Source organism: Streptomyces sp. NPDC002490 (assembly GCF_040296045.1).
In the GTDB taxonomy this organism is placed as follows: Bacteria; Actinomycetota; Actinomycetes; order Streptomycetales; family Streptomycetaceae; genus Streptomyces.
Genome location: NZ_JBEOWM010000074.1, coordinates 1 through 23,782 on the forward strand (window position 1 = coordinate 1; position 23,782 = coordinate 23,782).

Genomic DNA, 23,782 nt, shown 5'->3' on the forward strand with positions numbered 1-23,782 from the left:
ACCCAACAACCCCGCAGCCATCCCCACCCACTGCGACCCCTGACCCGGAAACACCAACACCGTACGACCCGACACCACACCACCACCCGACACCACACCCACCGACTCCCCACCCCGCGCCAAGGCATCGAGTCCTGCGACCAGTTCGAGACCCTCGCCCACCACCACCGCGCGGTGTCCCCACGCGGCACGGCCGGTGGCCAGGGAGAACGCCACATCCCCCGGGGGCGTGTCCGGCCGTTCGCGCACCGCGCCGGACAAGGCCGCCGCCTGGGCCCGAAGGGCCTCGGGGCTCCGTGCCGACAGCGGCCAGGCCACGGTGGCGGGCAGGTGTCCCGGTGCGTCGGGCCGGTCGACCGGTTGCCGCACGGGCGGCTGTTCCAGGACGACATGGGCGTTGGTGCCGCTCACCCCGAAGGACGAGACGCCCGCCCGACGCGGCCGACCGGTCTCCGGCCACGGCACGGCCTCGGTGAGCAGCTCGGCCGCCCCGGCGGACCAGTCCACCTGCGGGGTCGGGCCGTCGACGTGGAGGGTCTTGGGCATGACCCCGTGCCGCAGGGCCAGCACCGACTTGATCACGCCGCCCACACCGGCGGCCGCCGAGGCGTGGCCGATGTTGGACTTCAACGAGCCGATCCGCACGGGCCGTTCCGCCGGGCGGTCCTGACCGTAGGTCGCCAGCAGCGCCTGCGCCTCGATCGGGTCTCCGAGGGTGGTGCCGGTGCCGTGCGCCTCCACCACGTCCACCTCGGACCCCGCAAGACCGGCATCCGCCAACGCCGCCCGGATCACCCGCTGCTGCGACGGACCGTTCGGCGCCGTCAACCCGTTCGACGCACCATCCTGATTCACCGCCGAACCCCGCACCACCGCCAACACCGGATGCCCCCTACGCACCGCATCCGACAACCGCTCCACCAACACCAACCCCACGCCCTCGCCGAAGCCGGTGCCGTCCGCGGCGGCGGCGAAGGACTTGCACCGGCCGTCCGGAGCCAGGCCCCCCTGCCGGCTGAACTCTACGAAGAGTTCGGGGCTGCACATCACGTTGACGCCGCCGGCCAGGGCCATGGAGCACTCCCCCGACCGCAGTGCCCGCACGGCCAGGTGCAGGGCCACCAGCGAGGAGGAGCAGGCGGTGTCCACGGTGACCGCGGGACCCTCCAGCCCGAAGAAGTAGGCCAGGCGTCCGGAGACGATGCTGCCGGAGTTGCCGGTGCCGAGGAATCCCTCGACGTCCTCCGGGATGTAGGGCAGGAGGCGTGCCGCGTAGTCCTGCTGCATCAGGCCGACGTAGGTGCCCACGGGAGCGCCGCGCAGTTCCGAGGGGTCGATGGCGGCGCGCTCGAACAGTTCCCAGCTGGTCTCCAGCAGCAGCCGCTGCTGGGGGTCCATCGCCAGCGCCTCGCGCGGCGAGATCCCGAAGAACTCCGCGTCGAACTCGGCGGCGTCGTGCAGGAAGCCGCCGTGGCGGGTGATGGAGGTGCCGGGCCGGTCGGGGTCCGGGTCGTAGAGCGCGTCCAGCCCCCAGCCCCGGTCCGTGGGGAACTCGGAGATGCCGTCGCGGCCCTCGGCCAGCATCCGCCAGAGGTCCTCGGGCGAGCGGACCCCGCCGGGGAAGCGGCAGGCCATGGAGACGATCGCGATCCGGTCGTCGTCCGAGGTCCGGGGCGCGGGGCCGGCGGGCGCGGCGGGGTCGGTGCGGTCGTCCGTCAGTCCGGCGAGCAGGAAGCCGGCCAGTGCGGTGGGCGTCGGGTAGTCGAACACCAGGCTCGCCGGGAGCCGGAGTCCGGTGGCGGCGTTCAGACGGTTCCGCAGTTCCACCGAGGCCAGCGAGTCGAAGCCGAGTTCGCGGAAGGCCCGCCCGGGGTCCAGGTCGTCCGGGGAGGCGTGGCCGAGGACCGCGGCCGTGCGGGTGCGGACGAGTTCGAGCAGCATCCGCATCCGTCCGGCGCCGTCGAGGTCGGCGAGGCGCCGGCGCAGGACGTCCTCGTCGGCCGTCGCCTCGGTGGCCGTCGCCGCCCGCCTCAGTGGGGTCCGGACGAGGCCGCGCAGCAGCGGCGGCAGCGTCCCGGCCGCCGCTGCGGAGCGCAGGGCGGCGGTGTCCAGGCGCATCGGCACCAGGACGGCGCGGTCCAGGGTGAGGGCCGTGTCGAAGAGTTCGAGTCCCTGTTCGGTGGCCAGCGGCGGCATCCCGGAGCGGGCGATGCGTCGCACCTCGGCGTCGTCCAGGTGGCCGGTCAGTGCGCTGGCCTGCTCCCACAGGGTCCAGGCCAGGGACTGGCCGGCCAGTCCCGCGGTCCGGCGCTGTTCGGCGAGGGCGTCGAGGAAGGCGTTGGCGGCGGCGTAGTTGGCCTGCCCGGGGCCGCCGAAGGTGCCGGCGGCCGAGGAGAAGAGGACGAAGCCGGCGAGGTCCCGTCCGCGGGTCAGTTCGTGCAGGTGGAGGGCCGCGTCGACCTTGGGGCGCAGGACCTCGTCCACCCGTTCGGGGGTGAGGGCCGTGACGACGCCGTCGTCCAGGGCGCCCGCGGTGTGGACCACCGCGGTCAGGGGGTGTGCCGGCGGCAGGTCGGCGAGCACGGCGGCGAGGGCGGTGCGGTCGGCGGCGTCGCAGGCGACGATCCTGGCGTCGGCGCCCAGCGCCGCGAGTTCGGTCCGCAGGTGTTCGGCGCCTTCGGCGGCCGGGCCGCTGCGGGAGAGCAGGAGCAGGTGTCGGACGCCGTGCCGGGCGGCGAGCCGGCGGGCGACGTGGGAGCCGAGCAGGCCGGTGCCGCCGGTGACGAGGACCGTGCCGTCCGGGTCCAGGGGTCGGGCGGGTGCGGTCGGCCGGTCGGGGGCGTCGCTCGGGACCCCGGCCAGACGCGGTACGCGGACCTGGTCGCCGCGCACGGCCGACTGGGCCTCCCGGGTGGCGAGGGCCGCCGCCACGCCGGGTGAGGTCCCGAACTCGTCGGCCGGGTCGAGGTCGAGCAGGGCGAAGCGGTCCGGGTGCTCGGACTGGGCGGAGCGGACCAGGCCCCACAGGGCGCTCTGAGCCGGGTTCCGCAGGTCTCCTCCGGTGACGCTGACCGCGCCTCGGGTGCGGAAGACCAGTCGGGATCCGGCGAAGCGGTCGTCGGCCAGCCAGGTCTGCACGTCGGCGAGGGCCCGGTGCACGCAGGCTCGGGCCGCCGCGGCCGGGTCGCCCTCGTCCTCCTGCTCCGCGCAGGCCAGCAACACCGTCTCGGGCACCGGGGCACCGGCGTCCACCTCGGCCACCAGCGCGGCCAGGTCGGTGGTGAGCCGGGCCGGCGCTTCGGCGCCGGTGGAACGCGCCGGGACCCACTCCACCCGGTACAGGTCCCGGTGGTGGCGGCGACCGTCGCGGGCGGGGGCGAACCCTTCGGCGGCGGCCGGCCGGAGCACCAGCGAGTCCACCGTGGTCACGGCGCGGCCGGTCGGGTCGGCGACCTGGAGGGTCACCGCGTCGGGGCCCGCCGGGGTGAGCCGGACCCGGATCGCGTCGGCACCGGTGGCGTGCAGCGTGACCCCGTTCCAGGAGAACGGCAGTCGCCCCTCGGGGTGTTCCTCGGTGCCGGCGGTGCCGGGCAGTCCGGTGGCGTGCAGGGCGGCGTCCAGCAGCGCGGGGTGCAGGCCGAAGCGGTCGGCGGCCGGTGCGGGCCCGTCCGGTAGGACGGCTTCGGCGAAGACCTCCTCGCCCCGTCGCCAGGCGGCGCGCAGGCCCTGGAACGCGGGGCCGTAGGCGAATCCGCCCTCGGCGAAGCGGTCGTACAGCCCGTCGAGGGCGACGGGTTCGGCCCCGGGCGGGGGCCAGGCCGTCAGCCCGGTGTCCTCCGCGGCGGTCGTCGGGTCCTCGGCGGCCAGGACGCCCCGGGCGTGCCGGACCCACTCGCCGCCCTCGCCGGCCGGTGCGTCCGGCTGTGCGTGCAGGCTCAGCGGGCGGCGTCCGTGCCGGTCGGGGGCGCCCACGGTCAGCCGCAGCATCGTCCCGCCGGAGCCGGCCAGCAGCAGGGGTGCTTCGAGGGTGAACTCCTCGACCCGGGGGCAGCCGACGCGGGCTCCGGCCTGGAGTGCGAGTTCGAGGAAGGCGGTTCCCGGGAGCAGCACGCTGCCCCGGACCGCGTGGTCGGCCAGCCAGGGGTGGGTCAGGGTGGACAGCCGTCCGGTGAGGAGGAGGCCGTCGCCGTCCGCGAGGACCACGACCGCGCCCAGCAGCGGGTGGTCCGCGGGTGCCAGGCCGGCGGCGGTGACGTCGGCGGCGGGCTCGGCTCCGTCCTCCAACCAGTACCGTTCCCGTTGGAACGGGTAGGTGGGCAGGTCGACCGGCCCGGGACGGCGGCCGGCGAAGACGGCGTCCCAGTCCAAGGGGACCCCGCGCAGGTGGAGTTCGGCGAGGGATTCGGTGAACCGGTGGAGTCCGCCTTCGCCGCGGCGCAGCGTGCCGTGGGCGGTGGCGTCGGCGCCGGCGTCCTCGACGGTCTCCAGCACGCCGACGGTGAGCACCGGGTGGGGGCTGCTCTCCAGCAGCACCTGGTAGCCGTCCGCCAGCAGGGCGCGGGTGGCCTGTTCGAACCGGACGGTGCCGCGCAGGTTCCGGTACCAGTAGTCGGCGTCCAGGACGGAGGTGTCCGTCAGGAGGCCGCCGCTGACCGTGGAGTAGAACGGGATCCGGGACGCGCTCGGGTTCAGCCCGTCGAGCCGGGCGAGCAGTTCGGTGCGGATGTCCTCGACGTGGGCGCCGTGGGAGGCGTAGTCGACGGGGATGCGCCGGTTGCGCACCTCCCGGGCGGTCGCGCGGGCGAGGAACTCCTCCAGGGCGTCGGCGTCTCCGGAGACCACGGTGGAGGCGGGGCCGTTCACCGCGGCGACGGAGAGCCTGCCGGCCCAGGGGGCGAGCCACTCGGTGACCCGGTCGGCGGGCAGGGCCACCGAGGCCATGCCGCCGCGGCCGGACAGGTCCCGTATCGCCCGGCTGCGCAGGGCGACCACCCGTGCGGCGTCGTCCAGCGAGAGGGCGCCCGCCACGCAGGCCGCCGCGATCTCCCCCTGCGAGTGGCCGACGACGGCGCCCGGGGTGATGCCGTAGGAGCGCCACAGTTCGGCCAGGGAGACCATGACCGCCCACAGCACCGGCTGGACCACGTCCACCCGCTCGGGGGGCGGGGTTCCGGGCTCGCCGCGCAGGACGGCTTCCAACGACCAGTCGAGGAAGGGGGTGAGGGCGCGCTCGCACTGCGCCACGCGGGCCGCGAAGACCGGTGCGGAGTCCAGGAGTTCGACCGCCATCCCGGCCCACTGGGACCCCTGTCCGGGGAACACCATGGCGACCTCGCCGCCCGATCCGGCGGTGCCGCGCACCAGGCAGGGGGCGGTGTCGTCCGCGGCCAGGGTGTCGAGTGCCCGGCGGAAGCCGTCCGGGTCGGTGCCGATCAGCACCGCCCGGTGCTCGTGCGAGGCGCGGGTGGTCGCGAGGGCGTGCCCGACCTCGGCCGGCCGCCATCCGGGGCGGGCGTCCAGGTGGGTCCGGAGCCGTTCGGCCTGGGCGCGCAGCGCCCCGGCGGTGCGGCCGGAGAGCACCCAGGGCAGGACGGGGTGTCCGGTGCCGGCTTCGGCGTCCGGGGCGCCCGCGGCCGGGTCGTCCGCCGGCCCGGTCGGGGCGTCGGCCTGTTCGAGGACGACGTGTCCGTTGGTTCCGCTGACGCCGAACGAGGAGACCGCTGCCCTGCGGGGTCGTCCGGTGTCCGGCCACGGGGTGCTCGCGGTGACCAGGCGCACCGCGCCCGAGGTCCAGTCGATCTGCGGGGACGGGTCCTGGGCGTGCAGGGTCGGCGGGACGGTGCCGTGCCGCATGGCCATGACGGCCTTGATGACGCCGCCGACGCCGGCGGCGGCCTGGGTGTGGCCGATGTTGGACTTCAAGGAGCCGAGCAGCAGCGGTCGGTCGGCGGGCCGTTCCCGGCCGTAGGTGGCGAGCAGGGCCTGTGCTTCGATCGGGTCGCCGAGCGGGGTGCCGGTGCCGTGCGCCTCCACCACGTCCACCTCGGTGGGGGCGAGCCCGGCGTTGGCCAGTGCCTGACGGATCACCCGTTGCTGGGCGGGGCCGTTGGGCGCGGTCAGCCTGCTGCTGGCGCCGTCCTGGTTGACGGCGGTGCCGCGGATCAGGGCGAGTACGGGGTGCCCGTGACGGCGGGCGTCGGAGAGCCGCTCCAGCAGCAGCACGCCCACGCCCTCGCCCCAGCCGGTGCCGTCCGCGGCGGCGGCGAAGGACTTGCAGCGGCCGTCCCTGGCCAGGCCGCCCTGTCGGCTCATCTCCACGAACGGGACCGGCGTCGACATCACCATCGCGCCGCCGGCCAGGGCCAGCGTGCAGTCGCCCTGCCGCAGGGCCTGGGCGGCGAGGTGGATGGCGACCAGGGAGGAGGAGCAGGCGGTGTCGACGCTGACCGCCGGGCCCTCCAGCCCGAAGGTGTAGGCGATGCGGCCCGAGGCGACGCTGTCGGAGCTGCCGTTGCCGAGGTAGCCGGCCACGTCGTCGGGGACCCGGCGCAACCGCACCGCGTAGTCCTGGTACATCACTCCGGCGAAGATCCCGGTCTGGCTGCCCCGGAGGGACGCCGGGTCGATGCCGGCGCGTTCGAACGCCTCCCAGGTGGTCTCCAGCAGCAGCCGCTGCTGGGGGTCCATCGCCAACGCCTCGCGCGGCGAGATCCCGAAGAAGCCGGGGTCGAACCCCTGCACGTCGTCGAGGAAGCCGCCCCGCGCGGCGTAGCTGGTGCCGCTGCGCAGTTGCTGCGGGTCGTCGAGGTGGTCCAGGTCCCATCCGCGGTCGTCGGGGAAGCCGGTGATCGCGTCGGTGCCGGTGGCGACCAGTCGCCACAGGTCCTCCGGCGTCCGCACCCCGCCCGGGTACCGGCAGCTCATGGCGACGACGGCGATCGGTTCGCGGGCCGCCGTCTCGGTCTCGGTCAGGCGCTGCCGGGTCCGGTGCAGGTCGGCCGTCACCCGCTTGAGGTAGTCCCTCAGTCTGTCGTCGTTCCCCATTGCCTCGTCACCTCGGTTCGCGCGCCTCGTCGTCATGCCATGCCGAGTTCGTTGTCGATGAAGTCGAAGATCTCGTCGTCGGTCGCACCGTCCATGCGGTCCTCGATGCCGTCGCCGGTCGCGTCGGCGGCTGCGGGGTGGAGGCGCCCCAGGAGTTCCTGGAGTCGGACGGCGAGCCGTTCCCGGGCCGCGTCGTCGTCGACTCCGTCGTCGAGGGCGCGTTCCAGTCGGTCCAGTTCGGCCAGTGCCGGCACCGGGGCGGGCCCGGGGTCGGGGGTCAGTTCGGTGGCCAGGTGCCCGGCGATCGCGGTCGGGGTCGGATGGTCGAAGAGCAGGGTCGCCGGGAGGGGGAGGCCGGTGGCGGCGCGCAGCCGGTTGCGCAGTTCCACCGCGGTCAGCGAGTCGAAGCCGATCTCCAGCAGCCCGCGCCCCGGTTCGACCGCGGCGGGGCCGCCGTGGCCGAGCACCATCGCGGCGTGCGAGCGGACCAGGTCGAGCAGCACCCGCTCGCGCTGCGGACCGTTGAGGGTGCCGAGCCGTTGCTTGAGCGCATCCGGCCGGTCGGGGCCGCTGTCGGTGGCGCGACCCGCAGTGCCGCGCCGGGGGGCGGGGCGCACCAGGCCGCGCAGCAGCGCCGGGACGCCGCCGGAGGCGGCCTGGTCCCGCACCGCCGCGGTGTCCAGCCGCAGCGGCAGGACGACGGTCTCGTCGAGTTCCCCGGCCGCGTCGAACAGGGCCAGTCCCTCGGCGGGGGTGAAGGCGACGATGCCGCCCCGGGCGATCCGTTTCAGGTCGGCCTCGGTGAGGCCGCCGGTCATTCCGGTCCGGTTGGCCCACAACCCCCAGGCGAGGGAGCGTCCGGCCAGGCCCTCGGCCCGGCGGCGGTGGGCCAGTGCGTCCAGGAAGGCGTTGGCCGCGGCGTAGTTGCCCTGGCCCATGCCGCCGAAGACGCCCGCGATGGAGGAGAACAGGACGAACTCGGTGAGGTCCAGGTCCGCGGTCAGTTCGTGCAGGTTGACCGCGGCGTCCACCTTGGGGCGCAGCACCGGGTCGAGTCGGTCGGGGGTCATGTCGGCGACCACGCCGTCCGCCAGTACGCCCGCGGCGTGGACCACCCCGGTCAGGGGGTGTTCCGTCGGCAGTCCGGCCAGCAGGGCCGCGAGGGCGTCCCGGTCGGCGGCGTCGCAGGCGACGACCTCGACGTGGGCGCCCGAGGCGGTGAGTTCCGCGTGGAGTTCCGTCGCCCCTTCGGCGGCGGGCCCGTTGCGGCTGGTCAGCAGCAGGTGCCGGACGCCGTGCTCGGTGACCAGGTGGCGGGCCACGTGGGCACCGATGGCGCCGGTGCCGCCGGTGATCAGGACGGTTCCCCCGGGGTCCCAGCCGGGCCTGCGTTCGGGGGTGGAGAGCGGCACCCGGGCCAGTCGGGCGACGTGCACGTTCCCGGCGCGGACCGCCAGTTGGGGCTCACCGGAGGCGAGGGCCCGGGCGAGGGCCGCGGGCGAGGCTTCGTGGGCGTCCGTGTCGAGCAGGACGAAACGGTCGGGGTTCTCGGTCTGCGCCGAGCGGACCAGCCCCCACACGGCCGCCCGGACCGGGTCCGGGGCGTCCTGGTCGTCGGGCAGGGGCACCGCGCCCGAGGTCACCAGCACCAGCCGGGATCCGGTGAGGCGCTCGTCCGCGAGCCAGTCGCGCAGCAGGCCGAGGACCGCGCCGACCTCGCGGTGCACCGCCGCGCGGAGGTCGTCCGACGGGCCCGCGACGGTCGGGCAGGCGGCCCACACCAGCGGGGGCGGCGGGGTGCCCCCGTCGATCAGTTCGACCAGTGCCGCGAGGTCGGGCACCGTCCGGCCCGGGAACGGCGGGGATCCGCACCACCAGGACGACCGGGTGCCCAGTACCGTCCAGGACTCCGGGCCGGGGAGGGCGTCGGCGGTGCCGGCGCCTGCGGGCAGGGGCTGCCACCCGGGGCGGAACAGTTCCTCGTGGTGTCCGTGCTGCGCGGCCTTGAACTGGTCGGCGGAGACGGGGCGGAGCACCAGGGACCGGGCCGAGACCACGGGTCGTCCGGTGTCGTCGGTCGCCAGCACCTCGACGGCGTTGCCGCCGGTCGGGGTCAGCCGCAGCCGGAGTTCGGACGCGCCCGCGGCGTGCAGCCGCACCCCGTTCCAGGAGAACGGGAGCCAGCCCTTCTCCGGTCCTTGCAGCACGTCGAAGACCAGGGCGTGCAGGGCGGCGTCCAGCAGGGCGGGGTGCAGGCCGAAGCCGGCGGCGTCGGCCTGCTGTTGCGGGGGCAGGCTCGCGGTGGCGAAGACCTCCTCGCCGAGCCGCCAGGCGGCCCGCAGGCCCTGGAACGCGGGGCCGTAGGCGAATCCGCCCTCGGCGAAGCGCTGGTAGAGCCCCTCCACGTCGAGGGGGACGGCTCCGGCCGGCGGCCAGGGCGCGGGGTGCGTGGGGGCGTCCCCGGCCGGCTCGTCGTCCGGGGCGAGCAGTCCGCTGGCGTGCCGGGTCCACGGCGGGTCGGTGTCGGAGCCCTCCGGCCTGGCGTGGATGCTCAGCGGGCGGACTCCGGAGCCGTCGGGGGCGCCGACCGTGAGTTGCAGGGCCACCGCCGTGCCGGCGGGCAGCAGCAGCGGTGCCTCCAGGGTGAGTTCCTCGACCCGGCCGCAGCCGACCTGGTCACCCGCGCGGACGGCGAGTTCCAGGAAGGCGGTGGCCGGGAACAGCACGCCCTCGAAGACTCCGTGGTCGGCGAGCCACGGGTGGCTGCGCAGGGAGATCCGGCCGGTGAACAGGAAGCCGTCCGAGTCGGCCAGTTCGGAGCCGGCGCCGAGCAGCGGGTGATCGACCGTCAGCAGTCCGGCCGAGGGCAGGTCCGCTCCGGCGGAGTTGCCCTCCAGCCAGTAGCTGCGGCGTTGGAAGGGGTAGGTCGGCAGGTCGGTGGGGATCGTCGCGCCCTCGGTGTGGACGGCCGTCCAGTCCACCGGGACGCCGTGCACGTGCAGCCGGGCCAGGGCGGTGGTGGCGGTGGCGACCTCGGGACGGTCCCGGCGCAGCAGCGGAACCAGCACGGCGCGGTCGGAATCGCCGGTGAGGCAGTCCTGTCCCATGGTGCTGAGCGCGCCGTCCGGGCCGAGTTCCAGGAAGGCGGTGACGCCCTCGCGTTCCAGGTGGCGCACCCCGTCCTGGAACCGGATCGTCGCGCGCACGTGCTCGGCCCAGTGGTCCGGGGAGCCGAGCTGTTCGGTGGTGGCCGGCTCCCCGGTGAGGTCGGAGACGATCGGGATGGTGGCCTCGCCCGCATCGATCTGCGCGGCGACCTTCCGCAGTTCGTCGAGGACCGGTTCCATCAGGGGCGAGTGGAAGGCGTGGCTGACCTTCAGTCGCCGGGTCTTGTGCCCGAGCGCGGCGAGTTCGGCGGCGAGTTCGGTGACCGCCGTGTCCTCGCCGGAGATCACGGTCGAGGCGGGCCCGTTGACGGCGGCCAGGCCGACGGTGTCCTCCCGGCCCGCCAGCAGCGGCAGCACGTCCTCTTCCGGGGCGGTGAGGGCGACCATCGCGCCGCCCGCCGGCAGTGCCTGCATCAGCCGGGCCCGTGCGGCCACCAGGGCGGCGGCGTCGGGCAGCGAGAGCACTCCGGCGACGTGGGCGGCGGCCAGTTCGCCGACCGAGTGGCCGAGCAGGTAGTCAGGGCGTACGCCCCAGTGTTCGACCAGCCGGAACAGGGCGACGCCGAGGGCGAACAGGGCGGGCTGGGTGTAGCCGGTGCGGTCCAGCAGACCGTGGTCGGGGGTGCCGGGGGCGGCATCGACCACGTCGCGCAGCGGACGGTCCAACAGCGGGTCGAGTGCGGCGCACACGGTGTCGAAGGCGTCGGCGAAGACCGGGAAGCGGGCGTACAGTTCGGCGCCCATGCCGGGCCGCTGGCTGCCCTGGCCGGGGAAGAGGAAGGCGGTCTTGCCGGCGGTGCCGGTGACGCCGCGGACCAGGTCCGCCGCCGGCTCGGCCGTGCTGAGGGCGGTCAGCCCGCGCAGCAGGGCTTCGCGGTCGGTGCCGGTGAGGGCGGCGCGGTGTTCGAAGGCGCTGCGGTGGAGCGCAAGGGTGCGGCCCAGGTCCTCGACGCGGAGCCGGGGGTTGCGCTCCAGGTGCCGGAGCAGTCGCCCGGCCTGCGCGCCGAGCGCGTCCGCGCTCCGCGCGGAGAGCAGCCAGGGCAGGGCGGGGGCCGTCGAAGGCGGGGCGTCGGGGGCGGGGACGGGGTCGGTGGGCAGTTCCAGGATGGTGTGGGCGTTGGTGCCGCTGACCCCGAACGAGGAGACCGCGGCCCTGCGGGGGCGGCCGGTCTCCGGCCACGGGGTGTCCTCGGTGAGCAGCCGGACCGTGCCGGCCGACCAGTCCACGAAGGGGGTCGGCGCGTCGACGTGCAGGGTGCGGGGCAGTGCCCCGTGCCGCATCGCCTGCACCATCTTGATGATCCCGGCCACCCCGGCGGCGGCCTGGCTGTGCCCGATGTTCGACTTGAGCGAGCCCAGCCACAGCGGCCGGTCCGCCGCCCGTTCCCGGCCGTAGGTCGCCAGCAGGGCCTGCGCCTCGATCGGGTCGCCCAACCTGGTCCCGGTGCCGTGCGCCTCCACCGCGTCCACCTCGGAGGCGGCCAGCCCGGCGTGGTCGAGCGCGGCCCGGATCACCCGCTGCTGCGAGGGGCCGTTGGGGGCGGTCAGTCCGTTGCTGGCACCGTCCTGGTTGACCGCCGAGCCCCGTACCAGGGCGAGCACCGGGTGCCCGTTGCGGCGGGCGTCGGAGAGTCGTTCCAGGACCAGCAGCCCGGCGCCCTCGGCCCAGGAGGTGCCGTCCGCAGCGGCGGCGAAGGGCTTGCAGCGCCCGTTCTCGGCGAGCACCCGTTGCCGGCTGAACTCCACGAACGCCCCGGGCGTCGACATCACGGTGACCCCGCCGGCGAGGGCGAGCGAGCACTCCCCCGCCCGGAGCGACTGGGCCGCGAGGTGCACCGCGACCAGCGACGAGGAGCACGCCGTGTCCACGGTGACCGCGGGTCCTTCCAACCCGAGGGTGTAGGAGATCCGTCCGGACGCCACGCTGCCCGCGCTGCCGATGCCGAGGTAGCCCTCGGTCTCCTCGGAGGGCCGGGCGACCCGTGAGCCGTAGTCGTGGTGGCTGCACCCGACGAAGACGCCGCTGCGGCTGCCCTTGAGGGAGAGCGGGTCGATGCCGGCCCTTTCGAACGCCTCCCAGGAGAGTTCGAGCAGCAGCCGCTGCTGCGGGTCGATGGTCAGCGCCTCGCGCGGGGAGATCCCGAAGAAGGCCGGGTCGAAGCGGTCGGCCTCGTGGAGGAAGCCGCCCTCCCGCGCGTAGGTGCTGCCGACCCGGTCGGGGTCGGGGTCGTAGAGGCCCTCCAGGTCCCAGCCGCGTCCGGTGGGGAAGCCGGAGATGGCGTCCTGGCCGCCTGCGACGAGTTCCCACAGGTCCTCGGGGGTGGCGACGCCGCCGGGGTAGCGGCAGCTCATGGCGACGACGGCGATCGTCCCGTCGTCCGGGTCCGCCTCCGGTGCCGCTGCCCGCCGCGGGGCGGCGGGCAGCGCCTCGGCGGCGCCCAGCAGTTCGGTGCGCAGCTGGCCGGCCAGCACCGTCGCCGTCGGGTAGTCGAAGGCGAGGGTCACCGACAGGCGCAGTCCGGTGGCCTCGGCGAGCCGGTTGCGCAGGTCGACGGCGGTCAGCGAGTCGAAGCCGATGTCCTTGAACGCCCGGTCGGGTTCCACCGCCTCGGGTCCGGGGTGGCCGAGGACGGCGGCGACCTCCGTGCGGACCAGTTCCAGCAGGGCCTGGTCCCGTTCCTCCGGGGGCAGTCCGGCCAGCCGCAGCAGCGGCGAGCCGGTGGCGTCGTCCGTCCCGGGGGCGGGCCGCCCCGCCGCGAGCACCTGGCGCACCTCCGGCAGGTCGCCGATGGCGGGGCTGGGCCGGAGCGCGGTGAACGCCCGGGTGAAGCGCTCCCAGGCGAAGTCGGCGACCAGCACCGCCGTGTCGTCGTGGTCGAGGGCCTGTTGCAGTGCGGCCGTCGCCGATTCGGGGGCCATGGCCGGCAGACCGTTGCGGACCAGCCGTTCGCCGACCGCCCCCGAGGCGAGGCTGTCGCCGCCCCACAGGCCCCAGGCCACCGAGGTGGCCGGCAGCCCGAGGTCGCGGCGCTGCCGGGCCAGGGCGTCGAGGTAGGCGTTGGCGGCGGCGTAGCTGCCCTGGCCGGTGCCGCCGAGCGTCCCGGCCAGCGAGGAGAAGAGGACGAAGGCCGTCAGGTCGTGTGCCCGGGTGAGCGCGTCGAGGTGGCGGGCGGCGTCGAGCTTGGGACGCAGTACCCCGGCCGCGCGCTCGGGGGTGATCGAGTCGATCACGCCGTCGTCCAGGACCCCCGCCGCGTGCAGGACGGCGCGCAGCGGGCGTTCGGCCGGGATCGTGGCCAGCAGTTGGGCCAGCGCGTCCCGGTCGGCGACGTCGCAGGACGCCACGGTGACCTCGGCGCCGAGCCCGCGCACCTCCGTGAGCAGGGCTTCCGCGCCGGGTGTCGCGGCTCCGCGACGGCTGGTCAACAGCAGGTGCGCGGAGCCCTCCCGGGCGAGCCAGCGGGCCATCTGGGCTCCGAGGCCGCTGGTTCCGCCGGTGATCAGGACCGTGCCCTCGGGCGTCCAGTGGCGGACCGGGGTCGCCTCGCCGAGTCCGGCGCGGGCGAGCCGGCGGCCGAAGACGCCGGAGGCGCGCACCGCCACCTGGTCCTCGTGGTCCAGTCCCGCCAGCACCACGGCCAGTCGGGCCGCGGCCCGGTCGTCGAGTTGCTGCGGGAGGTCGACCAGTCCGCCCCAGCGCTGCGGGTACTCGACCCCGGCGACGCCGCCGAGGCCCCACACCAGCGCCTGCACGGGGCTGCCGGTGCGGTCGGAGCGGCCGATCGAGACCGCGCCCCGGGTGGCGCACCACAGGGGGGCGTCGGCGCCGAGGTCGCCCAGCGCCTGGAGCAGGGCGACCGTCTGCACCAGCCCGAGCGGGAGCGCCGAGCCCTCGCCGTGGGGTTCCTCGGCCAGGGCGAGCAGGGACAGCACCCCGGCCGGCGCCCGGTCGGCGTCCTGGGCGGCCCGCAGCAGGTCGGCGAGGCGGGTCCGGTCGGCGGCGGACGGGCCCGCCTCGACCAGGACCGGTGCGGCGCCGTGTGCGCGCAGGGCGTCGAGGGCGAACGCGACGGCGGGGTCGGCGGCGGTACCGGCCACGACCAACCAGCTTCCGGAGAGCCGGGGTCGCCCGGTGGTCGGCAGGGGCTTCCAGGCCACCCGGTAGCGCCAGCCGTCGGCGGTGCCGCTGGCACGTCGTGCGCGCAGCCAGTCCGACAGGGTGGGGACGAGGGAGGCGAGGGAGGCGCGCAGCGCACCGTCCTCGACGCGCAGGGTGCCGGCGAGGGCGTCCAGGTCACCGCGGTCGATCGCGTTCCAGAACCCGGCGTCGGCCGGGTCGGAGCCGGAGACGACGTCGGTGGAACGCCCCGGGGCGGCCGTGTCCAGCCAGTACCGCTGCTGTTGGAAGGGGTAGGTGGGCAGGGGTTGCTTGCGGGCGCCGGATCCGGCGAAGACGGCCTCCCAGTCCACGGCGGTCCCGTGCACCTGGAGCGCGGCCAGCGAGGCGAGCAGCCGCTCGGGGCCGCCCTCGTCGCGGCGCAGGGTTTCGACGACGGCTCCGCCGGTGACGTCGGCTGCCTCCAGGGCCTGTTGCAGCCAGACCGCGAGCGTGGGGTGGGTGCTGCATTCGACGAAGGTGTGGTGGCCGTCGGCGATCAGCGCCTCGACCGTCCGCCCGAACTCCACCGGCCACCGCAGGTTCCGGTACCAGTAGTCGCCGTCCAACTCCGCCGTGTCCACCGGCCCGCCGGTCACCGTGGAGTAGAACGGCACCCCGGACGCCCGCGGCACGATCCCCGCGAGCAGGGTACGCAACTCCTCCTCGATCCCCTCCACCTGCACCGAGTGCGCGGCGAAGTCCACCCCCGGCACCGGCCAGGTCAACACCCCGGCCGCGGCGTACCGCTCGCCCAGCTCCGCCAGGGCCTCCGGATCACCGGAAACCGTCACCGAGGCCGGCCCGTTCACCGCGGCGACACCCAACACCCCGCCCCAGGACTCCAGTTCCTCCCGGACCGCATCGACCGCCCGCGGCACGAACAGCATTCCGCCCCGACCGGCCAACGCCGACAGCGCCCGGCTCCGCAACGCCACGATCCGCGCCGCGTCCTCCAAGGAGAGCGCACCCGCCACACAGGCCGCGGCGATCTCCCCCTGCGAGTGGCCCACCACCGCGTCCGGCACCACCCCGTAGGAGCGCCACACCTCCGCCAGCGCCACCATCACCGCGAACAGCACCGGCTGCACCACGTCCACCCGGTCCAAGGGGGGCGCGTCCGGCTCGTCCCGCAACACCGCCGTCAACGACCACTCCAGATGCGGGGCGAGAGCCCGCTCGCAGGCGGTGATGCGTTCCGCGAAGACCGGAACGGCGAGCGATTCCCGCGCCATCCCGACCCATTCGGCGCCCTGGCCGGGGAAGACGAACACCGTCCTCGTCGGCCGGGCCACGCCGACGCGCACCACACCGGTGTCCTGGCGCCCCGCGCCGAGTGCCGCCAGGCCGCGCAGCAGGGCCGTGCGGTCCCCGCCGACGACGGCGGCACGGTGCTCGAACCCGGTCCGGGTGGTCGCCAGCGAGTAGCCGATGTCGACGGGGGAGGTCTCCGGGCTCCCGGTGAGGTGGGCGTGCAGCCGTGCCGCCTGGTCCTTCAGTGCTTCGGGGGTGCGCCCGGACAGGACCCACGGGACGACGACGGGCTCCCCGGGCGCGTCCGGCGCGGTGGGTTCCGCCGGGAGGGCGGGGGCTTGTTCGACGATGACGTGGGCGTTGGTGCCGCTGAGGCCGAAGGAGGAGACGCCGGCCCGGCGCGGGCGGTCGGTCTCCGGCCACGGGGTGGCCTCGGTCAGCAGGGAGACGGCACCCGCGGTCCAGTCGACGGCCGGGGACGGCCGGTCGACGTGCAGGGTCCGCGGCAGCATCCCGTGCTCCATCGCCAGCACCATCTTGATGATGCCGCCGACGCCGGCGGCGGCCTGGGTGTGGCCGATGTTGGACTTCAGCGACCCCAACCACAGCGGCCGGTCCCCGGGCCGGTCCCGGCCGTAGGTGGCCAGCAGCGCGTCGGCCTCGATCGGGTCGCCCAGTCGGGTGCCGGTGCCGTGCGCCTCCACCGCGTCCACGTCGGCGGCCGTCAGCCGGGCGTTGGCCAGGGCACCGCGGATCGCCCGTTGTTGGGCCAGGCCGCTGGGCGCGGTCAGGCCGTTGCTGGCGCCGTCCTGGTTGATCGCCGAGCCACGGAGCACGGCCAGCACCGGGTGCCCGTTGCGCCGCGCGTCCGAGAGGCGTTCCAGGAGCAGCAGCCCCACGCCCTCCGCCATGCCGAAGCCGTCCGCCGCGGCGGCGAAGGACTTGCAGCGGCCGTCCTCGGCGAGCCCCCGCTGCCGGCTGAACCCGGTGAAGGACAGGGGGGTGCCGATGACCGTGGCGCCGCCGGCGAGGGCCAGGGTGCACTCGCCCGAGCGCAGCGACTGGGCCGCCAGGTGCACCGCCACCAGCGACGAGGAGCACGCCGTGTCGACGGTCACCGCGGGCCCGCGCAGGCCCAGGTGGTAGGCGACCCGCCCGGACAGGACGCTGGTGGAGATGCCCGCGATGAGCAGGCCCTCCAGTTCGTCGGGGACGTCGCGCAGGGTGCCGCCGTAGCCCTGGTAGGACGCGCCGGCGAAGACTCCGGTCGCGGTGGAGTGCAGGGACGCCGGGTCGATGCCCGCGCGTTCGATGGCCTCCCAGGAGGTTTCCAGCAGCAGTCGCTGCTGGGGGTCCATCGCCAGTGCCTCGCGCGGCGAGATCCCGAAGAACCCCGGGTCGAACAGGCCGGCGTCGTGGACGAAGCCGCCCGCGGCCGTGTAGCTCTTGCCGGGCCGATCGGGATCCGCGTCGTAGAGGCCGTCCAGGTCCCAGCCCCGGTCGGACGGCAGTTCGGAGACGGCGTCCCGGCCGTCCGCGACCAGGCTCCACAGGTCTTCGGGGCTGCGCACGCCCCCGGGGTAGCGGCAACTCATGGCCACGATCACGATCGGGTCGTCGTCCGCGGAGGCGGCCGGAATCGGCGGCGGGGCGGGGGCGGGTTCCTCGTCGGTCGCTCCCAGCAGTCCGGTCTCCAGGTGACGGGCGAGCGCGGAGGCCGAGGAGTGGTCGAAGACCACGGTGACCGGGAGCCGCAGCCCGGTGGCGGCGTTGAGCCGGTTGCGCAGGTCGACGGCGGTCAGCGAGTCGAAGCCGAGGTCGCGGAAGGCGCGGCCGGAGATGACGTCGTCGGACGAGCCGTGGCCGAGGACGGCCGCCGCCTCGGTGCGTACCAGCTCGACCAGCACCCGGGTCCGTTCCGCGGCCGGGAGCGGGCGCAGTCGGTCGGCCAGTGCCGAGGGCGTCCCTTCGGGGTCGGCGCCCTGGTCGGCGGCCAGGGCCCGGCGCACCTCGGGCAGTTCGGCGATGAGCGGGCTGGGGCGGGCCGAGGTGAACACCGCGGCGAAGCGGTCCCAGTCGATGTCGGCGACCAGGACCACCGTCTCGTCGTGGTCCAGCACCTGCTGGAGCCCGGTGATCGCCACCGCGGGCGGCATGAACAGGACGCCGTGACCGCGCAGGGTCTCCTCCACCAGGGCGGCGGCCATGCCGACCCCGTCCTCGGGGTTCCAGATGCCCCACACCACGGAGGTCGCGGCCAGCCCGCGGCTCCTGCGGTTCTCGGCGAGGCCGTCGAGGTAGGCGTTGGCGGCGGCGTAGGCACCGTGGTCGGCGCTGCCCCACACCCCCGAGATGGAGGAGAACAGCACGAACGCGTCGAGCGTGTCGCGGTCGAAGAGCAGGTCCAGGTTCCTGGCCCCGCCGACCTTGGCGTAGAGGGTGTCGGCGAACTCGTCCAGGTCGGTCGTGGGCAGGGGCACCAGGAGTCCGGCGCCGGCGGCGTGGAAGACGGTGCCGATCCGCTCGCCGTCCCGTTCCAGACCGTCCTTCAGGTCGCGCAGGGCGTCCAGGTCGGCCACGTCGCAGGAGGACAGGGTGACCCGGGCGCCGAGCGCGGCCAGTTCGTCGGAGAGTTCCGGGGCACCGGGGGCGTCGGCTCCGCGACGGCTGATCAGGACCAGGTGCTCGGCTCCGCGCCGGGCCAGCCAACGGGCGATCTGCGCGCCGATCCCGCCGGTGCCGCCGGTGATCAGGACGGTTCCGCCGGGGCGCCAGGCGCGCCGCGGGACGGCTTCGCCGAGGGGGGACCTGACCAGACGTCGGCCGTGGCAGGCGGTGGCCCGCACGGCCACCTGGTCCTCGGGTCCGGCTCCGCCGACCAGCACCCGGCACAGGCGGGGGGCGGTGTCCCCGTCCAGGGTCTCCGGGAGGTCGACCAGGCCGCCCCAGCGCTGCGGGTACTCCAGCGCGGCCACCCGGCCGAGGCCCCAGACGAGGTTCTGCGCGGCGCTGACCGGGCCGTCCGCGTCCTCGACCGAGACCGCGCCCCGGGTCGCCCACCACAGGGGCGCGCCCGCCCCGACGTCGCCGAGGGACTGCACCAGGGCCAGGTTCAGTGCGGTCCCGAGCGGGACGGTCGGGTGCTCGGAGTGCGGGCGTTCGTCGAGGCCCAGCAGCGACAGCACCCCGGCGACCGGGCCGGTCAGCGGCTCCAGGGCCGCGCCGAGCCGCGCGGTCAGCGCCGCGCGCCGGGAGTGGTCCTCGGTGAGCTCCACGTGCACCACGGTGGCGCCGGCGCGTTCCAGGGCACGGACGGTTTCGGCCGACCGGTGCGCCAGGTCCGCGGGCTGTCCGGCCGACGACAGGACGAGCCAGTGGCCGGTCAGCGGGGCCGCGGGGCCTTCGGGCAGGGCACGCCAGGCGACCCGGTAGCGCCAGGACTCCCCCGCCGACCGCTGCTGGCGCTCGGTGCGCCAGTGGGCGAGTGCGGGGAGCACCACGTCCAGCGGGTCCTCGGGGGCCACCCCGAGCGTCGCCGTGAAGCGGTCCAGGTCACCACCGCCGAGGGCCTCCCAGAGGTCCTCGCCCTCCGCGGACGGTCCGGTGCCGTCGCCCGGTGCCGGGTCGGTGTCCTCCAGCCAGTAGGTGCGGCGTTGGAAGGGGTAGGTCGGCAGCCGGACGTCGTCCGAGCGGTGTCCGGCGAAGAGGAGGTTCCAGTCGGGTGACAGACCGCCGGCGTGGGCCTCGCCCAAGGAGAGCAGGAAGCGGTCGAGGCCGCCCTCGCCGCGCCGCAGGGTGCCCAGGGCGACCGCCGGTCCCTGCGCCGAGTCGGCGGTGTCCATCGCGTCCGCGGTCTGCTGGACGCCGAAGCCGAGCACCGGGTGCGGGCTGGCCTCGACGAAGAACCGGAAGCCCTCCTCCAGCAGGCCCCGGGTGGCTTCCTCGAACCGCACCGTCCCGCGAAGGTTGCGGTACCAGTAGTCGGCGTCCAAGGACGCCGTGTCCAGCCAGCCGCCGGTGACCGTGGAGTAGAACGGCAGCGAACCGGAACGGGGCGTGATGCCGTCCAGTTCGTCGAGGAGCCGCTCCCGGATCTCCTCGACGTGCGCGCAGTGGGAGGCGTAGTCCACCTCGATCCGGCGTGCCCGGACCTCTTCCCGGACGAGTTGCTCGACCAGTTCGGCGACCGCGTCCGCGTCGCCCGAGACCACGGTCGCCGCGGGACCGTTCACCGCCGCCACCGACAGTCGGCCGCCCCAGGGGGCGATCCGCTCCCGTACGCGTTCCGAGGGCAGCGGCACCGAGGCCATCCGGCCCCGGCCCGACAGCACCCGCACCGCCCGACTGCGCAGGGCCACCACGCGAGCCCCGTCCGCCAGGGAGAGACCGCCCGCCGCGCACGCCGCCGCCACCTCACCCTGCGAGTGCCCCACCACGGCGTCCACCGCCACACCGTGCGAACGCCACACCTCCGCCAACGACACCATCACCGCCCACAGCACCGGCTGCACCACGTCGACCTCGTCCAACGGGGCGGACGTGCGCAGCACCTCCGTCAACGTCCAGTCGACGTGCGGCGCCAACGCCCGCTCGCACTCGGCCATCCGCGCCGCGAACGCCTCCGACTCGCCCAGCAACCCGGCGGCCATCCCCACCCACTGCGAGCCCTGACCCGGAAACACCAACACCGTACGACCCGACGACACACCACCGCCCCGCACCAGGTGGGGCACCGCGCCCCCCTCGACCAAGGCCCTCAGGCCCTCGCTCATCACGGCCGGGTCCTCGCCCACGAGCACGGCCCGGTGCTCGAAGGCCGTACGGGTGGTGGCGAGGGCGTGTCCCAGAGCGCCGAGTCCCTGCTCGGGGGAGGAGCTCAGGTGGGCCAGCAGTCGGGCGGCCTGCTCCCGCAGCGCCTCCTCGGTCCGTCCCGACAACACCCAGGGCAGCGGGCCGGGTCGGGCGGGGGGCTCGGTGGGGGCGGCGTCCGTGGTCGGTGCCTGCTCCAGGATCAGGTGCGCATTGGTGCCGCTGACGCCGAAGGCGGACACCCCGGCCCGGCGCGGACGGCCCGGGTCGTCCCAGGCGCGGGGCTCGGTCAGCAGTTCCACGGCCCCCGTCGACCAGTCCACCATCGGGCTCGGCAGGTCGGCGTGCAGGGTCCGCGGCAGTTCACCGTGCTGGAGGGCCAGCACCATCTTGATGACCCCGCCGACTCCGGCCGCGGCGGAGGTGTGACCGATGTTGGACTTCAACGAGCCGAGCCACAGCGGCCGTTGCGCCGGGCGGTCCTGACCGTAGGTCGCCAGCAGCGCCTGCGCCTCGATCGGGTCGCCGAGGGTGGTGCCGGTGCCGTGCGCCTCCACGGCGTCCACCTCGGAGGCCGTGAGGCCGGCGTCCGTCAGCGCCGCGCGGATCACCCGCTGTTGGGCGAGGCCGTTGGGCGCCGTGAGGCCGTTGCTCGCGCCGTCCTGGTTGGTGGCCGAGCCGCGCACCACCGCCAGTACCCGGTGGCCGTTGCGCCGGGCGTCCGACAGCCGCTCCAACAGCAGCACGCCGACGCCCTCGGACCAGCCGGTGCCGTCCGCTCCGGCGCCGAACGCCTTGCAGCGGCCGTCCGCCGACAGGGCGCGCTGACGGCTGAACGCCACGAACGGGTCGGGGGTCGCCATCACCGCGACGCCGCCGGCCAGGGCCAGCGAACAGTCGCCGGCCCGCAGGGCCCTGATCGCCAGGTGCAGGGCGACCAGCGAGGACGAGCAGGCCGTGTCCACGGTCACCGCGGGCCCTTCGAGGCCCAGGGTGTACGCCACCCGGCCGGAGACCACGCTGCTCGCGGTCCCGGTGTCCAACAAGCCCTGTACCTCGGGGAGGTGGCGGGAGCCCGCGCCGTAGCCGTTGCCGATCGCCCCGAGGAAGACGCCGGTGGCACTCCGGCGCAGTGCACGCGGGTCCATCGCCGCCCGCTCGACCGCTTCCCAGGCGGTCTCCAGCACCAGCCGTTGCTGGGGGTCCGTCGCCAGCGCCTCGCGCGGCGAGATCCCGAAGAACTCCGCGTCGAACTCGGCGGCGTCGTGCAGGAAGCCGCCGTGGCGGGTGGTCGAGGTGCCGGGGTGGTCGGGGTCCGGGTCGTAGAGGGCCTCGACGTCCCAACCGCGGTTGACCGGCCATGCGGATATCGCGTCGACGCCCCGGGACAGCAGGTCCCACAGCGATTCCGGCGAGTTCGCCCCGCCGGGGTACCGGCAGGCCATGGAGACGATCGCGATCGGTTCGTGCCGGGCCTCTTCGGCCTCCCGCAGTTGTCTGCGGGCGTCACCGAGGTCAGCCGTGGCGCGCCTGAGGTAGTCGAGCAGCTTCTTGTCGTCGGACACCGGTGCCAACTCCCTCTCAGGACATTCCGAAGTTGTTGTCGAGCAGGGCGAACAGTTCGTCCGCCGTCGCGGTCGCGGGGTCGTCCACCGGTGCGGGCGGGGGCGGCGTGCCGGCGTCCTGTTCGGTGCGCCGCGCCCAGGTGCGCAGCAGTTCGCCCAGTCGGTCGCCGACCCGGTCGGCGCCGGCCGTCCCGGGCGGGACCGTCGCGAGGGTCGCGGCCAGCCGGTCGAGTTCGGCCAGCAGGGGCGGGGGCGGCTCGGGGACGGCGGACAGTTCCGCGTCGAGGTGGGCGGCGAGCGCCTCGGGCGTGGGGTGGTCGAAGACGATCGTCGGGGGGACGGCCAGACCGGTGGCTTCGCACAGCCGCTTCCTGAACCGCACCGCGAGCATCGAGTCGAAGCCGACCTCGGAGAAGGAGCGTTCGGGGCGCACCGGTCCCGATCCGACGTGCCCGAGGACCGCTGCCGCATGGCCGATGACCAGGTCGAGGAGCGTCTGGCGGCGGCCCTTGCGGTCCAGGTCGGCCAACCGTGCCGCCAACGGGGCGGCGGGGGCTTGCGCGTCGTCGCGGGCCGCTGCGGCGGGTTCCGCGGCGACCGGCGCGGCGAGGGCTGACGCGCCGCTCCGGCCCGGTGTGGGCAGCCAGTAGCGTTCGCGCTGGAACGGGTAGGTCGGCAGGTGGAGCGGAGCGGGTTCGGGCGGGGCGGGCACCCGGGTCGACCAGTCCACCGGGCCGCCGGCGGCCCATGCTTCGGTCAGCGAGGCCAGCAGTCGGTCCCGGCCGCCGTCGCCGCGCCGCAGCGTGCCGACCGTCGACACCTCCCGCCCGGCGTCCTCGGCCACCGCCTCGATCCCGGCGAGCAGCACCGGATGGGGGCTGACTTCGACGAAGAGGGTGTGGCCCGCCTCCAGCAGGGTGCGGGTCGCGCCCGCGAAGTCGACCGGCTCGCGCAGGTTGCGGTACCAGTAGGCGGCGTCCAGCGACTCTCCGGCGACGGGCTCCCCGGTCACCGTGGAGTAGAGCGGGACCGTCGAGGCGCGGGGCCGTATCCCTGCCAGTGCGGCGCGCAGTTCGTCCTCGACCTCGGCGACCTGCACCGAGTGGGCCGCGTAGTTCACCGGGACGGTCCTGGCCCGCAGTCCCTCCCGGTCGCACGCGGCCAGCAGGGCGGACAGCTCCGCCGGTTCCCCCGCGACGACCACCGCGTCGGGGCCGTTCAGCGCGGCGACGCAACTGCGGCCGCCGGCCGGTAGCAGGGCCTCGGTGCGTGCGGCGGAGGCGGCGACCGACACCATGCCCCCGCTGCCGGCCAGGCGCAGCAGTGCCCGGCTGCGCAGTGCCACCACCCGTGCCGCGTCGTCCAGGGAGAGGGCTCCGGCGACGCAGGCGGCGGCGATCTCGCCCTGGCTGTGTCCGACCACGGCGTCCGGTGCGATGCCGGTGCCGCGCCAGTGCGCGGCCAGGGCGACCATCACCGCGAAGAGCACGGGTTGGACGACGTCCACGCGGTCGAGCGAGGGCGCGCCGGGGGCGTTGCGCAGCACCTGGGTGAGGGACCAGTCGACGTGCGGGGCGAGGGCCTGCTCGCAGGCGGCGACGGCGTCGGCGAACGCCTCCGAGACGTCGAGCGCCTCCGCCGCCATCCCGGCCCACTGGGAGCCCTGGCCGGGGAAGACGAAGACCGTGCGCCCGCCGCGGCCCGGGGGGGGGCGCCCCGGGGCGGGGGGGGGGGCCGCGGGCGGGGGCGGGCGCCCGGGGCGGGGGTTGTGGCGGGGGGGGGCCGGG

At 75.4% G+C, this 23,782-nt stretch carries 3 protein-coding genes; all 3 read right to left on the reverse strand.

The features are described 5' to 3' along the window. Positions 1–7,005, reverse strand: a 7,005-nt coding sequence (locus ABT092_RS28990) for a type I polyketide synthase (protein WP_502968532.1), incomplete at its 3' end; no start/stop codon positions are given. A gap of 71 nt (positions 7,006–7,076) precedes the next feature. Continuing rightward, positions 7,077–21,995 (reverse strand): type I polyketide synthase, encoded by a 14,919-nt coding sequence (locus tag ABT092_RS28995; RefSeq protein ID WP_351249111.1) that lies wholly within the window; start codon positions 21,993–21,995, stop codon positions 7,077–7,079. Between the two features lie 16 nt (positions 21,996–22,011). Then, positions 22,012–23,782, reverse strand: a 1,771-nt coding sequence (locus ABT092_RS29000) for an acyltransferase domain-containing protein (protein ID WP_351249113.1), incomplete at its 5' end; no start/stop codon positions are given.